This window comes from Rarobacter faecitabidus (assembly GCF_006716265.1).
Classification (GTDB): Bacteria; Actinomycetota; Actinomycetes; order Actinomycetales; family Cellulomonadaceae; genus Rarobacter; species Rarobacter faecitabidus.
This window is the reverse complement of sequence record NZ_VFOS01000001.1, coordinates 1,780,671-1,795,109: the sequence shown is the minus strand read 5'-3', so window position 1 is coordinate 1,795,109 and position 14,439 is coordinate 1,780,671. Positions and strand designations below refer to the sequence as shown.

The 14,439-nt window shown below is 67.7% G+C and carries 12 protein-coding genes; 11 read left to right on the top strand and 1 reads right to left on the bottom strand.

Translation table 11 applies throughout. The features are described from left to right. Positions 1-97 precede the first annotated feature (97 nt). The 3 genes from FB461_RS07830 (at position 98) to FB461_RS07820 (ending at position 3,906) form a co-directional block, all read left to right on the top strand. Positions 98-1,774 carry a carboxypeptidase-like regulatory domain-containing protein gene (locus tag FB461_RS07830; protein WP_170222654.1) on the top strand — a complete coding sequence of 559 codons (1,677 nt, stop codon included), beginning with the start codon at positions 98-100 and terminating at the stop codon, positions 1,772-1,774. A gap of 174 nt (positions 1,775-1,948) precedes the next feature. Then, positions 1,949-3,295: a phosphoglucosamine mutase gene (gene glmM / locus FB461_RS07825; protein ID WP_142120483.1), complete on the top strand. Its 1,347-nt coding sequence runs from the start codon at positions 1,949-1,951 to the stop codon at positions 3,293-3,295. A 2-nt stretch (positions 3,296-3,297) separates the two neighbouring features. After that, positions 3,298-3,906, top strand: coding sequence for a peptide deformylase (locus FB461_RS07820; protein ID WP_142120481.1), 609 nt, complete (start codon positions 3,298-3,300; stop codon positions 3,904-3,906). 56 nt (positions 3,907-3,962) lie between these two features. On the opposite strand, the gene coaA is transcribed toward FB461_RS07820, so the two are convergent. Further along, positions 3,963-4,910, bottom strand: a complete 948-nt coding sequence (gene coaA, locus FB461_RS07815; protein ID WP_142120904.1) for a type I pantothenate kinase — start codon at positions 4,908-4,910, stop codon at positions 3,963-3,965. 154 nt (positions 4,911-5,064) lie between these two features. On the opposite strand from coaA, the gene FB461_RS07810 reads away from it, so the two are divergent. The 8 genes from FB461_RS07810 to tsaE all read left to right on the top strand — a co-directional run bounded on the left by FB461_RS07810 (position 5,065) and on the right by tsaE (position 14,426). Beyond that, on the top strand, positions 5,065-5,694 hold the full coding sequence (locus FB461_RS07810) for a DUF4956 domain-containing protein (protein ID WP_142120479.1): 630 nt from the start codon (positions 5,065-5,067) through the stop codon (positions 5,692-5,694). Beyond that, the gene (locus FB461_RS07805; protein WP_142120477.1) at positions 5,691-6,524 is read left to right on the top strand and encodes a polyphosphate polymerase domain-containing protein; all 834 of its coding nucleotides are present in this window, start codon (positions 5,691-5,693) and stop codon (positions 6,522-6,524) included. Before FB461_RS07810 ends, FB461_RS07805 begins: the two co-directional genes overlap by 4 nt. Next, positions 6,521-8,416, top strand: a complete 1,896-nt coding sequence (locus FB461_RS07800; protein WP_142120475.1) for a carbohydrate-binding domain-containing protein — start codon at positions 6,521-6,523, stop codon at positions 8,414-8,416. Before FB461_RS07805 ends, FB461_RS07800 begins: the two co-directional genes overlap by 4 nt. A 127-nt stretch (positions 8,417-8,543) precedes the next feature. Then, positions 8,544-10,409, top strand: coding sequence for a glutamine--fructose-6-phosphate transaminase (isomerizing) (glmS, locus tag FB461_RS07795; protein WP_142120473.1), 1,866 nt, complete (start codon positions 8,544-8,546; stop codon positions 10,407-10,409). Between the two features lie 25 nt (positions 10,410-10,434). Next, positions 10,435-10,794, top strand: coding sequence for a holo-ACP synthase (locus FB461_RS07790; RefSeq protein ID WP_142120471.1), 360 nt, complete (start codon positions 10,435-10,437; stop codon positions 10,792-10,794). A gap of 114 nt (positions 10,795-10,908) precedes the next feature. After that, positions 10,909-12,627, top strand: coding sequence for a bifunctional ADP-dependent NAD(P)H-hydrate dehydratase/NAD(P)H-hydrate epimerase (locus FB461_RS07785; RefSeq protein WP_142120469.1), 1,719 nt, complete (start codon positions 10,909-10,911; stop codon positions 12,625-12,627). A 114-nt stretch (positions 12,628-12,741) separates the two neighbouring features. After that, on the top strand, positions 12,742-13,923 hold the full coding sequence (gene alr, locus FB461_RS07780) for an alanine racemase (protein ID WP_142120467.1): 1,182 nt from the start codon (positions 12,742-12,744) through the stop codon (positions 13,921-13,923). Then, positions 13,920-14,426 carry a tRNA (adenosine(37)-N6)-threonylcarbamoyltransferase complex ATPase subunit type 1 TsaE gene (gene tsaE, locus FB461_RS07775; protein ID WP_142120465.1) on the top strand — a complete coding sequence of 169 codons (507 nt, stop codon included), beginning with the start codon at positions 13,920-13,922 and terminating at the stop codon, positions 14,424-14,426. Before alr ends, tsaE begins: the two co-directional genes overlap by 4 nt. Positions 14,427-14,439: the final 13 nt, after the last annotated feature.

Genomic DNA, 14,439 nt, shown 5'->3' with positions numbered 1-14,439 from the left:
AAGTCGCCTGTTGCGAGTGGCGCTCGTTGGTCTCACCGCAATTGCGCTCGCATTTTCAACGGTGGCGACCCCTGCCAATGCGGCAACGGTTTCGACGGTGACGATCAAGATCGCTACCAAGAACGGCGTCGGCGCTCCCGGGCTGTACGTGGCCCTCGGAGACACGATCAAGAAGACGAAGGCCGACGGCACGGTGCGGTTCAAGCGAGTCAAATCCGGCAAGCAGCGCATCGTCGTGAGCGTCACCAAGGGTCTGGTCACGACCGGGTGGCAGTACTCCGAGAAGATCAAGGTCCCAGCGAAGAAGAAGGCGACCGTCACTGTCCGCACCTCATCGCTGACCGTGGTGAAGGGCAAGGTCACGCGCAAGAAGAAGGCCGTCAAGAAGAAGGTCGTGTCGGTATTCCTGCCGCAGGCCATCTACCAGGCGAAGACGGATAAGAACGGGAAGTACGCGATCGCCGTGCCGAAGCCGTTACGCAGCTCCTACCAGTATCCGGCAAAGATCGCCGTCGATCTCGGTAACGGTCGTCTGGTCTATGCAAAGAACAATCTGCGTGTCAGCACCGCGAAGAAGTACCGGCTCTCCTGGAACGCGGCGAACACCGTCAACATCAAGGTGACCTCAGACCCGGTCAAGGGTGCGATCGCGGGGACCATCCGCGACGCCTCTGGTGCCCGAGCCGCGGGAGTGAAGGTCCACGTTGAAACCGTCAATCCGTCCGGAGTCGTCGTTCGCACCGCCCTCACCGGAGCCAAGGGAAGGTTCTCCATCGGAGGTCTGCCTAAGGCGACGTATCGGGTCTACGCGGTTGATCCCGACCAGTATTCGGACGTGGTGACGAAGTCCGCCGTAGCCACCGTCAAGGTTGGTGCGAAGAAGATTTCCGTCGGCACGCTGAGTTTGCCGAAGGTTGGTGACATCACGGCGCCGATCACTGCTCCAGCTAGCCGCTCGAATGGGGTTCGAATCGTGCTGCAGGACGAGGCAGGGAGCGAAGTCGCCTCGAACTTCACGTACGTGAGCGATCCTCCTGCCGCGACGAATGCGAAGTTCCAGAACGTACCTGTCGGTCGCTATCGGGTGGTACTCGCTGGCATGAACACAGCCTCCGCATACTTCGACGTCGCGGCGGGTGGGGTTGTCACCGCCCCGGCCCTGCTGATACCGACGACGGTCAAGGCGAACGGCAAGGTCACGCTTCCCGATAATTCGGGAATCTCTGCCTCAGTGCAGGCGCTCGACAGCAACGGCACGTGGGGCGAATGGGGCTACTCGTCTACGGACGGAGCCTTCACCATCTCGGATCTCGGGCCGGGAGCCCACAAGATCTATGCCTTCCGGAACGGCACCGTGACCTCCGGGGCAAACAAAGTGAAGTTGGCACAGGTCGCTCCCGTACAGATCAATGTCACCGCTGGCGTGCCCCTGACGGGCGTGAACGTCTCCCTCAACCTGGGCGGGACGGCGACCGGAAAGGTTATCGATGCCAAGACCAAGAAGACGATCGAACGGGTTCAGGTCGTGGCGACTCGTGTGGTAGCCACCGGACATGACGAACTCGATGTCGTTCGGGCGGCGACCACGGCGAAGGGCACCTTCAGGCTTCAGGGACTCGCCCCTGGAGTCGACTATCGAGTCGCCTTCGTGGACGGTGACGGCGTGTACCGGACCTCGTGGTACTCGAACGCCAACACCGCATCCAAGGCCAAACTGCTCAAGGTGAGCGCAGCCAAGTCGGTCACCTTGACGACGGCAAAACTCAAGCGATAACTCGGGCCCCGTCCGAGTAGGGCTGGGGGCGCGGAACCTAAGGATTCCGCGCCCCCAGCCCTTTGATCATTGCGTCAACTATGCTTTGTGGGGCACAAATCCGCTGTCGCACACCCAGCGTTCGGCGAGTGCCCGAGAATTGACTTCGACACCACATTGGAGACTTCGCGCGCCATGGCACGACTTTTCGGTACGGATGGGGTTCGCGGCGTAGCGAACCAGGACGTCACAGTCGAGCTCGCGCTCGATCTGGCGGTTGCCGCTGCGCACGTCCTTGGACAGGAGGGGCGATTCACCGGCCCTCGGCCGAAGGCGGTCATCGGCCGCGACCCCCGCGCGTCGGGCGAATTCCTCGGCGCGGCCGTGAGTGCTGGTCTGGCGAGCGCGGGCGTTGACGTCATCGATGTCGGCGTGGTGCCGACGCCGGCGGTGGCCTACCTGACGCAGACCATGGACGTAGACCTCGGCGTCATGATCTCGGCATCGCACAATCCGATGCAGGACAACGGCATCAAGTTCTTCGACCACTCCGGCTACAAGCTCGACGACGCGGTTGAGGACCGCATTGAGTCGCGTCTGCGCGAACCCTGGCAGCGGCCGCTCGGCGCTTCGGTGGGGCGCCTGTCCTACGACGGTCACGCGATCGACGCTTACCTCGACCACATCGTGACCACGGTCCCGCACCGCCTGGACGGCCTGCGCGTGGTCGTGGACGGCGCCAACGGCGCCGCCTGGCAGATCGGCCCCGAGGCGCTGCGCCGTGCGGGGGCCGAGGTGATCGTGATCGGCGCCTCGCCCGACGGCATCAACATCAATCACGGCTACGGCGCCACCGAGCCCCGCCGCATGGCGGCAGCGACAGTCGGGCACTGGACCAACGCGGGGGTCTCGTTCGATGGCGACGCCGACCGCTGCATCGCGGCGGACGACAACGGGGAACTCGTCGACGGTGACCAGATCATGGGCATCCTCGCCGCCGCTCTCCACGAGCGCGGCGAGCTCAAGGGGGACACGCTCGTGGCCACGGTCATGTCGAACCTCGGATTGACTCTCGCGATGGAGAAGCTCGGGATCACGGTCGCTCGGACATCCGTGGGGGATCGCTACGTGCTCGAGGAGATGCGGGCGAACGGGCACAACCTGGGCGGCGAACAGTCCGGGCACGTCGTAATGCTCGATCACGCATCGACCGGCGACGGCACCCTCACCGCCTTGCACCTCCTCAGCCGCGTGGCGCAGACCGGCAAGTCCTTGTCCGAATTGGCAGCCGAGATTCCTCGCCTTCCGCAGGCGCTGGTCAACGTTCGCGGAGTCGACAAGTCGCGCGCCGCCACGGATGAGGTTCTCAGCCGCGCGGTCGCCGCAGCCGAGGAGGAGCTCGCGGGCTCGGGACGGGTCCTGTTGCGCGCCTCGGGAACCGAGTCCATGGTGCGCGTCATGGCCGAGGCCGCCACCCAGGAGCAGGCGGACGAGGTGACGGCTCGCCTCGCGCAGGTGGTGCGAGACCGCCTGGCGATCTAGCCATGCGCGGTTTCAAGCGGGATACCGGTCATCCCGTGCGCAAGCAGGTCGAGTCCCTTCTGCGCGCCAGCGCCGATGGCATCCTGCCCATCGTCCGCGCGGGCGATCCCGTCCTGCGGGAGCGGACCGAGCCCTATCACGGCCAGCTCGGCGACCTGCTCGACGCCTTCCTGGACGCCATGCGCCGCACCATGCTCGACGCCCCCGGAGTTGGCCTCGCCGCGAATCAGGTCGGTGTTGCGCTACAGATCGCGGTGATCTGGGATCCCGGTGGCCCCAAGAACGATCCGCGGGAGCGCCCCGCGCTGCCTCATCGCACCATCATCAACCCCGCGTACGAACACGTATCGTCGCCCGACACGGGTGAACTGGAGGTGCGATCCTTTCACGAGGGATGTCTATCCGTTCCCGGTTACCAGGCGGAGGTGGCACGCATGCGTGCCGTCCGCCTGCGTTGCCTGGACGAGGCCGGCGCCGCGATCGACGAGGTCCTGGTGGGCTGGCCGGCGCGCATCGTGCAGCACGAGACGGACCACGTGGGCGGCGGGCTCTACCTCGACAAGGCCGATCTCAGATCACTCGCGACGAACGAGTGGCTCGCATCGCACTGAGTACTTGCCGTGGTGCCCCTGCCGCTAGAAGACACGGCGGGCTCGGCTGGCTAGGGCTAGCGTTTGCGCAGATGGATCTGCTCGACTGAGTGCGACGCCCCTTTGCGCAGCACCAGGGTCGCTCGGCTCCGCGTCGGGGCGACGTTCTCGCGCAGGTTCGGGGCGTTGATCTGATCCCAGATGCGCAGCGCCTCACCGGTCGCAGCCTCGTCCGTGAGCGACGCGTAGCGGTGGAAGTACGAGGCCGGGTCGGCGAACGCCGTCTGGCGTAGCGACAGGAACCGCTCGACGTACCAATGCCGGATATCCGCCTCGTCCGCATCGATGTAGATCGAGAAGTCGAAGAAGTCCGAGACCGCCAAGCTGGAGGGATGCTCGGGCGTCGTTCGAGCCGGTTGCAAGACGTTGAGGCCTTCGACGATCAGCACGTCCGGTCGCCGCACGGCGATGAACTCGTCCGGCACGATGTCGTAGGTCAGGTGACTGTAGACCGGCGCGAAGACCTCGTCCGCACCCGACTTCACCTGGGCAAGGAAGCGGATCAGCGCCCGGCGGTCGTACGACTCGGGGAATCCCTTGCGGTCCATCAGCCCGCGCGCCGTGAGCACCGAGTTGGGCAGCAGGAACCCGTCAGTGGTCACCAGCGACACCTTCGGCGTCTCCGGCCAGCGGGCGAGCATCTCACGCAGGATGCGCGACACCGTGGATTTTCCGACCGCCACCGAACCGGCGATGCCGATCACGAACGGCGTTCCGTCCCAGCGTTCGCGCAGGAAGGTGGACGAGGCCTGATGCAGCGTCTCGGCGGCGCCCGCGTAGAGGCTGAGCAAGCGCGACAGGGGGCGATACACGACGTCGACCTCGTGCAGGTCGACGGGGTCGCCGAGCCCGCGCAGGCGGCGCACATCGGCCTGGTTGAGTGGCAGCGGTGTCGATTCCGAGAGGCGGGACCACGATTCGCGGTCGAAGCTCACATACGGCGACGCGCCCTCGAGATCGTCCATGTTCACCCCGTAATTCTAAGGGCGACAGGTCGAGGCTCCGCGCGCTCTGCCGAGGCGAAGGCTCAAAGGTTTGACCCGGCTGACGCACAGGAACGACTTGTGACGGGCGGGCAGGGTGGAGTCATCAGGTAGGAACGACCAACTAGGAGCCACCATGAACGCCTTGCCCATGATCGCGGCAGATCTCGTCGCCATCGGCCTGCTCACCTTCGCTCTGTACTTCCGACGGCATCACCGACGCGACCTGGTCGTGGCCTTCCTTGGCGTCAATGTGGGCGTGCTCGCGGTGTCGCTGCTTCTCAGCGCCTCATCGATCGGCCTCGGGCTGGGTCTGGGCCTGTTCGGTGTCCTGTCGATCATTCGGCTGCGTTCGACCGAGATCGCGCAGCACGAGGTCGCCTACTACTTCTCGGCGCTCGCCCTCGGGCTCACTGCGGGGCTGTCCGCTCAGTTCGACGCACTGGCACTGGCGATGATGGGTGCGATCGTCGCGACGATGTGGGTCGGTGACAGTTCGCTGCTCCTGCGCGGCTACCGCAGTCAGGTCATGGTCCTCGATCACGCCGTGGCAAGGGAGGAAGAGGCCGCCGCGGCAGCCGGTGGCCTGCTCGGTGCGGAGGTGAAGCACATTTCGATAGTGCGCACCGACTACGTCAACGACTCCACCGTCGTTGACGTGCGTTACCGCCTGGGCGTGCCCCGGCAACGCCGCGGAGGGCATGATCCAGAGGAGGCGGCGCTGGCTCGCCTCGTCCAGGGTGAGCGCTCGGCGGTTCTCTCGTGAGCCGCCGCATCGCTCCTGCCGGGCGCGGAGCCCTCGTGATGGAACTCCTGGAGGATTGGGCAGACGATCAGCCGAGTATTGACCTGGCAGCGCTCAACGTGCACGCGCAATTGCTCAGCAGGGTGGACCGGAAGTACCTTCTTACCTCCGAGCAGGCTTTCGACTCGCTCCGGCTCCTCGCGGTGCAGGCGGAGAGCCGGTCCGAGGCGCTCGCGGTCCTGTCCACTGGCCCGGATGCGCTCTCGCGGTACGAGTCGGTCTACTTCGACACCCCAGGTCTGGACAGCTTCCATCAGACCGCTCGCAAACGCCGCCGCCGGTTCAAGGTCCGGACTCGCAGTTACCTGGACTCCGGCCTGCACTACCTGGAGGTCAAGACAGCCGTGGCCCGCGGCGTGACGCGCAAGGAACGGATCGAGATCGCTCCGGGCCTCGCCGGAGATATGGACGTGCGCGCGCTGAGTTTCGTCGAAGCGTGCCTGGCGGATGCTCAGATCGATCCGTCAACCGCGGCCAGGCTCAGGCCGACCATCACCACGACCTACAAGCGGCTCACCGTCCTGCAGCCGGACGGCGTGAGCCGCGCCACCGTCGACGTCGGGCTTGCCTGGAACGGCCAGGGCCGCACGATCCGTCCGGCGGGGATCGTCATCGTCGAGACAAAGTCGGCTGCGGGAACAAGCCCGCTCGACAGACTGCTGTGGCGCGGAAGGAACCGGCCGCAGTCATTTTCGAAGTTCGGGACCGGAATGGCACTCACCATTCCCGGTTTGCCGGCGAACAAGTGGACCCGCGCAATACGGGACGTGAGGGAAGGACAAGACCGATGAAACGCTCATTCACGGCCACGATTACGGCCATCGTCACCTCAACGGCACTGCTAGCCGCGTGCGGATCGGCGGGCGGTACCGCCGCGACCTCCACGTCGCAGGCGGCGGGCACCAGCACGGCGGCTTCCGTCTCGGCAACGCTGGCAAGCCTGACCGGCGCCGAGGTGCTCGCGTCCAACTCCGACCTCACGGTCGTCGACACGTCGAACTGGGCCAGTGACGAGGCCACGCGGATCGTCGCGAGCGGTGAGACGGCCGAGGTCGAGGGCGATACCGCATCGGTGAGCGTCGAGGACGGCACGCTCACCATCACCGAGGCCGGCATTTACGCACTCTCGGGAGACCTGACCGGTCAGGTAGTGATCGCAGCGCCCGACGATGCCACCGTCATCCTCGTGCTCGATGGCATCCGGATCGACTCACAGACGTCGGCCGCCATAGCCGTGACCGGCGCCGACGACGTGGGACTCGTCCTTGCCGACGGCACGGAGAACGCCGTATCGGATGCCTCGTCCTATGCCGAGGACGCCGAGATCGACTCTGCGATCTACTCCGAAGCCGACCTCACGATCGCGGGCACCGGTTCACTGACCGTTACGGCGAACGGCAACGACGCGATCTCGTCCAAGGACGATCTCGTCGTGACTGGCGGTGTCCTGACGATCCGCTCCGTCGATGATGGGCTCGTGGGTAAGGACGCCGTCGGCGTGGCCGGCGGGACCATCACCATCGACTCGGCCGGCGACGGCGTGAAGGCGAGTCAGGACGAGGACGCCGAGAAGGGCTACATAACGATCACGGGTGGCACGCTCGACATCACGGCGAGCGACGACGGCCTGAGCGCCGCGACGGACGTCGTGGTCAGTGGCGCAGAGGTGTCCATCCTGGCCGGTGGCGGGGTCACGGCGGCGGGCGATAGCGCGGAGTCGAGTCCCAAGGGCGTGGACGCCGGCGGTCAGGTCGTGTTCGAGGGTGGCAGCATTACGATCGACGCTGCCGATGACGCGGTGAACAGCGCCGGCACGGTACGCGTCGATGGCGCCACGCTACAGCTGGCGACCGGCGACGACGGGCTCCACGCCGATGCGGCACTCGTGGTCGCTTCGGGAAAGGTCGATGTCACGAGCGCGGTCGAGGGCATCGAATCCTTCGACATCGCCATCAACGGCGGAGAGATCTCGCTGGTCACGTCCGACGACGCGATCAACGCGGCGGGTGAAATCAGCGACGCGTCATCGGCGGCGGCGCAGGAGGACCAGGCCTCCGCAGGCGCCACAGGCGAATCCGCAGCGGTCGACCCCCAAGGGCCCGGCGGGCAGGGTGGCGACGCCGATGGCGGGCAATCGCTGGTCGTCACCGGGGGCACCATCACGGCCCAGGCGGGCGGAGACGTGTTCGATTCGAACGGATCACTGACCATCACCGGTGGCGCGGTGTCGCTGTTCGGTCCGACCTCGAACGACAATTCGATGCTCGACGCGAACGGCGAGCTCGTCGTGTCCGGTGGCACCGTGATCGGAGCGGGCAACCAGGGAATGGGCACGGGCATCAGCACCTCCGGCGACCTCGTGGGCATTGAGGTCAGTCTGGCCAGCGGCGCCGCGGCGGGCGTCGAGGTCGTGGTGTCCGACGAATCCGGCGGGCAAGTCGCGAGATTCACTCCTACGGTGGCGTTCTCCGTCATCGTCTTGGCGAGCGCCACACTCAGCGATGGCGCTACCTACACGGTCAGGGTCGGCGGCGCCGTGGTCGGGACCGCCGTGGCCGGAGCGATCGATAGCGCCGAAGCGGGCGCTGGCGCTGGGCCGATGGGCGGAGGCGGACCGACGGCAGGCGGCGGTCCCGGCGGCGAGGCGCCGGGCGCCGGTGGCCCGCTATCAGGGCAGGGCTAGCGGACGCCGCGGCCCATCGCCGGGTGACCTCGGGGGATCGGCGCACGGTCAGCGGCGGGAGCGGCTGGGCGGCAGTCGGCCGGCCGCCCAGCCGTTTCGGGCCCGCCACCTTGGTAGCCTTGAGTCCATGTGTGGAATCGTTGGCTATGCCGGTCCCGTTGACACCCCCTCGACCCGTCCGCTGGACGTCGCGCTCGAAGGACTCCGCCGCCTCGAATACCGCGGTTATGACTCTGCCGGAATCGCCGTCGTTGCCCCCGACCTGACACAGATCGCCGCCCGCAAGAAGGCTGGCAAGCTCGGAAATCTGGTCGCCGTCCTCGACGCCGAGCCGTTGCCCGAGGCAACGGCCTCGATCGGTCACACCCGCTGGGCGACGCACGGCGGCCCCACGGATCTGAACGCCCACCCGCACATCGCCGATGGCGGACGCCTCGCCGTCATCCACAACGGCATCATCGAGAACTTCGCCGTGCTGCGCGAGGCACTGCGCGCGCAGGGCGTCACGTTCCTCTCGGAGACCGACACCGAGGTCGCCGCGCACCTCCTCGCCAGCGAGTACCGCGCGGCGGGCGACCTGGCCGAGGCCATGCGCGCAACCGCGCGCAAGCTCGAGGGCACCTTCACGTTGCTGGCGGTGCACGCGGACCTGCCGGGGACGGTTGTGGGCGCGCGGCACGACTCGCCGCTCGTCGTGGGCCTCGGTGAAGGGGAGAACTTCCTCGGTTCGGACGTGGCCGCGTTCGTCTCCTCGACCCGCGAGGCGCTCGAACTCGGACAGGACCAGGTCGTGACCATCACCGCGGCAAGCGTCGAGGTCACGGACTTCGACGGCAACGCCGTGGAGACCACGCCGTACACGGTCGACTGGGACGCCTCGGCCGCCGAGAAGGGCGGCTTCCGCACCTTCATGGACAAGGAGATCGCCGACGAGCCGCAGGCGGTTGCCGAGACGCTGCTGGGCCGCACCGACGCGTCGGGCCGGCTGGTCCTGGACGAGTTGCACATCGACGAGTCCCTGCTGCGGACCATCGACAAGATCGTGGTCATCGCGTGCGGCACGGCCGCCTACGCCGGGCACGTCGCCAAGTACGCGATCGAGCACTGGTGCCGGATCCCGGTCGAGGTGGAACTGGCGCACGAGTTCCGCTACCGCGACCCGGTCGTATCCGAGAAGACGCTCGTCGTCGCCATCTCGCAGTCGGGCGAGACGATGGACACGCTGATGGCCGTCCGCCACGCGCGCGAGCAGGGCGCCAAGGTGCTGTCGATCGTCAACACGCACGGCTCGACCATCCCGCGCGAATCCGACGCGGTGCTCTACACCCACGCCGGACCGGAGATCGCGGTCGCCTCGACCAAGGCCTTCCTCGCGCAGCTCACCGCCGCCTACCTGCTCGGCCTGTACCTGGCGCAGGTCCGCGGTACCAAGTTCCCGGACGAGATCGCCGCGGTCCTCCAGGACCTGCGCGAGACGCCCGACAAGATCCAGACGGTGATCGACCGCGGGGATCGCGTGCGGATGATCGCTCGCTGGATGGACTCGCGTTCGGTGCTGTTCCTGGGCCGGCACGTCGGCTACCCGGTCGCGCTCGAGGGCGCGCTCAAGCTCAAGGAGCTGGCCTACATCCATGCCGAGGGGTTCGCCGCGGGCGAGCTCAAGCACGGCCCGATCGCGCTGATCGAGCCGGGTCAGCCGGTGTTCGTCATCGTGCCGTCGCCGCGGGGACGCGACTCGCTGCACTCGAAGGTCATCTCGAACACACAGGAGATCCGCGCCCGCGGCGCCCGCACCCTCGTCATCGCGGAGGATGGCGACGACGCAGTGCTGCCGTATGCCGACGAGGTTTTCTGGGTTCCCCAGACACCGACCCTGCTGTCGCCGCTCGTCACGGTCGTCCCGCTGCAGATCTTCGCGTGCGAACTCGCCACCGCCCGCGGCCTGGACGTGGACCAGCCCCGCAACCTGGCGAAGTCCGTCACCGTCGAGTAGCCGGCGATCAAGCAGGCGCCTACCCATGATCATCGGCATCGGCACCGACATTGTGGACGAGGTGCGCCTCGGGCGGGCGCTCGCTCGCGCGCCGCGGCTGCGCTCGCGGATCTTCACCGAGGACGAGTCCTCCCTGCCGCTGCGTTCCCTGGCTGGCCGCTTCGCGGCCAAGGAGGCCGTCGCCAAGGCGCTCGGTTCCCCCGGCGACCTGTCGTGGCTCGACGTCGAGGTCGTCGCGAACGATGCCGGGGCGCCCTCGCTCGTCATCACGGGCAGGTGTGCCGAGCGGGCGAAGGCGCTCGGGATCGCGGGCTGGCATGTATCGATTAGTCACGACGCCGGTGTCGCGGTGGCGTTCGTGATCGCCGAGGCCCGCGACGCGTAGCGGAAGAACCTTCTCCCGCCGTTCCCACCCCGGCGTCGCTGAAACCCCGGCGTTTCTCCCGCGGGTGTTGCTTCGCAATCGCGAGAGTAGGGTGACCAGGGAGGTGATGCAGCGATGATCGAGGGATACCTGGCGGCGGACGTGCGCGAGGCCGAGAGGCCGTATCTCGATGCTGGCGTGCCACTGATGGAGCGGGCGGCCTTCGGGCTGGCGATGGTGGCGCTCCGCGAATTGCGCCAGCGGCGCGGCACCACCGCAGGCGCCCACGCGGTGATCCTGGCGGGCAAGGGCAACAACGGTGCCGATGCAATGCTCGCGGGCATTCACCTCCGTCGACGTGGCGTGGCGGTGACCGCGCTCCTCGTCCATGAAAGTGGCGTGGAAAGTACCGTGACCGCACTTCGCAACGCGGGTGCGCGCGTCCTCAGCCTCTCGCAGGCGCTGGCGGATTGCACGACCGGCATGCCGTGGCCCGGCATCGCCGACGAGGTGGGTGACTCGCACACACCGCTGGATTGGCTGGTGGGCCGGATCCACATGAGTGACCTCATCGTCGACGGGATCTTGGGCACCGGAACGCGACCCGGGGGTTCGTCGGGTGCGGGAATGCCGGACGAGTTAGCGGAACTGCTGATGCGGATCGGCGGCGGGTGGCTGCCACGCCGATCCGTCGAGGAGCGACGTCCCCTTGTCATCGCCGTTGACCTGCCTTCGGGGATCGACCCCGATACGGGAACGGTCGTCGATCGCAACACCGTCCTCTTCGCGGATGTGACCGTGACCTTCCAGTGCTCGAAGGCGGGGCTCCTGCTTGCCCCGGCTGCCGAGTTCGTGGGGCGCATCGAGGTCATCGATATCGGCATCGGCGAGGCACTGCATGGCGTCGCACCTGCAGTCGCGAGATTCGAACCCGCTGACGAGCGTCTGCGTGTCTACGTGAAAGCTCCCGGCTGGGGGGACCACAAGTACACGCGCGGCGTCGTGGGAGTCGTCGCCGGGTCGTCGCAGTATCCGGGGGCGGGCCTGATGGCGACGGCCTCGGCGGTGCGCGCCGGGGCCGGAATGGCGCGCTACCTCGGGCCAGCCAACGTCGCAGAACTGATCGTCTCCCAGTCGCCCGAGGTGGTTCACGCCCCGGGGCGAGTGCAGGCGTACGTGGTGGGAAGCGGGCTTCCCAGCCGGGACGAGGGCCAGCCCGCCGACATCGGGGAGCAGCTCGATCGGGCGGCGGCGGCGATTGAAGTCGCTCTCGGAATCCCCACTGAGGACGGGCTGTCGCTCCTGGGACTGCCCGAGGGCCCGGCTCGTAAAGTGCCGGTCGTGGTGGACGCCGGCGGGTTCTCGGTGCTCCCGGACGCCCGCGTGCGCCTAACCTCCGACGTGGTGCTGACTCCACATGCGGGCGAGCTCGCCGGCCTCGTGTCGTCGTTCGGCCCGGACGAGGTCTCCCGCGAGCAGATCGAGGCGGAGCCCGCGAAGTATGCGCGCCTAGCGCACGACCTCACTGGCGCGACCGTGGTACTCAAGGGACCAGTGACCGTGATCGCCGACGAGCACCGGTTGTGGTCCCAGACCGGGCCGTCATGGCTTGCCCGGGCCGGATCCGGCGACATCCTCGCGGGGATCATCGGCAGCCTGCTTGCGCAGAGCGACGATCGCCAATCGAGAGCCGAAATTGCGGCGGCAGGAGTGCTCGTCCATGCCACGGCCGCGCGAATCGCCAGCGGCCAGCGCGACGATCCGGCAGCGGTGGGCCGCCCGCCGACGGCCCAAGCGATCATCGACGCGGTTCCCTACGCGATCGGGCGCATCATCGCGGCGTCGTCTTCCTGAAAGATCGGCCACCTGCGGGAAATCTAGCGCGGAATCGCGCACTGCGTGACGATCCGGGCAACGGACGCGAGTCGGTAGCGCGATAGCGGGACAGCGCAGTGGGAGAATAGCCGGGTGAGTGATCACTACTACCCGGCTCGCGCGGTGGTGTACCCGGGCGCAATCCGCCACAACACCTCCGTCCTCGCGGCCGCAGCGCCCACGAGTCAGGTGATGACGATCGTCAAGGCCGATGCCTACGGGCACGGGCTCGTCCCCGTGGCAGAGGCCGCGCTGCTAGGCGGGGCCACCTGGCTCGGCGTGGCCCAGACCTCGGAGGCGCTCGCGCTGCGGGCGGCCGGTATCGATGCGCCGATCCTGACCTGGCTCTACGGACCCGACGCGCCGTTCGAGGAGCTGTTGCTCGCCGGGATAGACATTTCGGTGGCCTCGGTGGATTCCCTGGCGCGCGTCCAGTTCGCCGCGATGAACTCAGGAACCACGGCTCGCATTCACGTCAAGGTGGACACCGGCCTGGGCCGCGGCGGCGTCAGTTCGCTGCAGTGGTCAGACTTCGTTCAATCGCTGGGCTACGCAGTGTCGGGCCAGGGCGTCGAGGTGATCGGCATCTGGTCGCACCTCGCGTTCGGCGACGAACCGGGACATCCGTTCACTCAGCAGCAGGTCGATGCGCTGATCGAGGCGTCGAGCGATCTGAAGCGTGCCGGGATCGACGTGCCGCTGCGCCACATCGCCGCATCCGGCGCGACGCTGCGTGAGCCGAACGCGAGGCTCGACCTCGTGCGCCCGGGCATCGCCACGTATGGGCTCACGCCGTTCCCGGAGGTGGCGAGCGCGGAGGAGCTGGGGCTGGAACCCGCCATGCGGCTGATCGCGAGGCTCACGACGGTCAAGCCCGTCCCCGCCGGCCAGGGCGTCTCCTACGGACATCACTACGTCACGCCGCGCGAGACCGTGCTCGGCGTGGTCCCGGTCGGTTACGCCGATGGAATCCCGCGCCACGTGTCGGGGCTTGCGGGCAACCCAGGCGCTCCGATCCGCGTGCTCGGCCCGGACGCACGCGATACGTCGATAGCCGGCCGCGTCTGCATGGATCAGGTTGTGATCGACCTCGGGCCTCAGGCGCAGGAAATCGCCGGCGACGAGGTCGTCCTGTTCGGGGACCCAGCGCTCGGGGAGCCATCCGCGCAGGATTGGGCGCAGGCCGCCGGAACCATCAACTACGAAATCACCACCCGGCTCGGCCCGCGCATCCCGCGGGTATACGTCGCAGAGACGCCAGAGGGGACCGAATGACTCACTCCCAACAGCCACTTGTCGGCGCCACCGTCACGATCCCCACGGGGGACGCGATGCGGGACTTCGGTGCCGCGCTGGCTTCGATCCTGCGAGCGGGCGACCTCGTCCTCCTCACGGGCCCGCTCGGGGCCGGCAAGACCACGCTGACGCAGGGCATCGGGCGTGGGCTGGCGGTACGCGGGCAGATCGTCTCACCCACCTTCACGATCGCGCGCGAGTATCCGGGGCCGGGCCCTGACCTCGTCCACGTCGACGCTTACCGGCTCGGTGCCATCGAGGAACTGGACGCGCTCGACCTGGACACCTCGCTCGACGACTCCGTCACGGTGATCGAGTGGGGCGAGGGCGTCGCCGAGGTCCTCTCCGAGGACAGGCTCGAGATCAGGATCGCCCGCCCCATCGGTACAGCAGAAGACGAGCAGGGAGACGCGCGGACCCTGACGCTGCACCCCGTGGGGGAACGCTGGCAGGACGCGGTTCTGCCCGCGTTCGGTGCCTAGCGGGCCAGGTTGC

Excerpts from the sequence above, each read along its gene's own strand:
- glmM (WP_142120483.1), top strand. The coding sequence starts at position 1,949 with ATGGCACGACTTTTCGGTACGGATGGGGTTCGCGGCGTAGCGAACCAG.
- FB461_RS07820 (WP_142120481.1), top strand. The coding sequence starts at position 3,298 with ATGCGCGGTTTCAAGCGGGATACCGGTCATCCCGTGCGCAAGCAGGTC.
- coaA (WP_142120904.1), bottom strand. The coding sequence starts at position 4,910 with ATGGACGATCTCGAGGGCGCGTCGCCGTATGTGAGCTTCGACCGCGAA.
- FB461_RS07810 (WP_142120479.1), top strand. The coding sequence starts at position 5,065 with ATGAACGCCTTGCCCATGATCGCGGCAGATCTCGTCGCCATCGGCCTG.
- FB461_RS07800 (WP_142120475.1), top strand. The coding sequence starts at position 6,521 with ATGAAACGCTCATTCACGGCCACGATTACGGCCATCGTCACCTCAACG.
- glmS (WP_142120473.1), top strand. The coding sequence starts at position 8,544 with ATGTGTGGAATCGTTGGCTATGCCGGTCCCGTTGACACCCCCTCGACC.
- FB461_RS07790 (WP_142120471.1), top strand. The coding sequence starts at position 10,435 with ATGATCATCGGCATCGGCACCGACATTGTGGACGAGGTGCGCCTCGGG.
- FB461_RS07785 (WP_142120469.1), top strand. The coding sequence starts at position 10,909 with ATGATCGAGGGATACCTGGCGGCGGACGTGCGCGAGGCCGAGAGGCCG.
- tsaE (WP_142120465.1), top strand. The coding sequence starts at position 13,920 with ATGACTCACTCCCAACAGCCACTTGTCGGCGCCACCGTCACGATCCCC.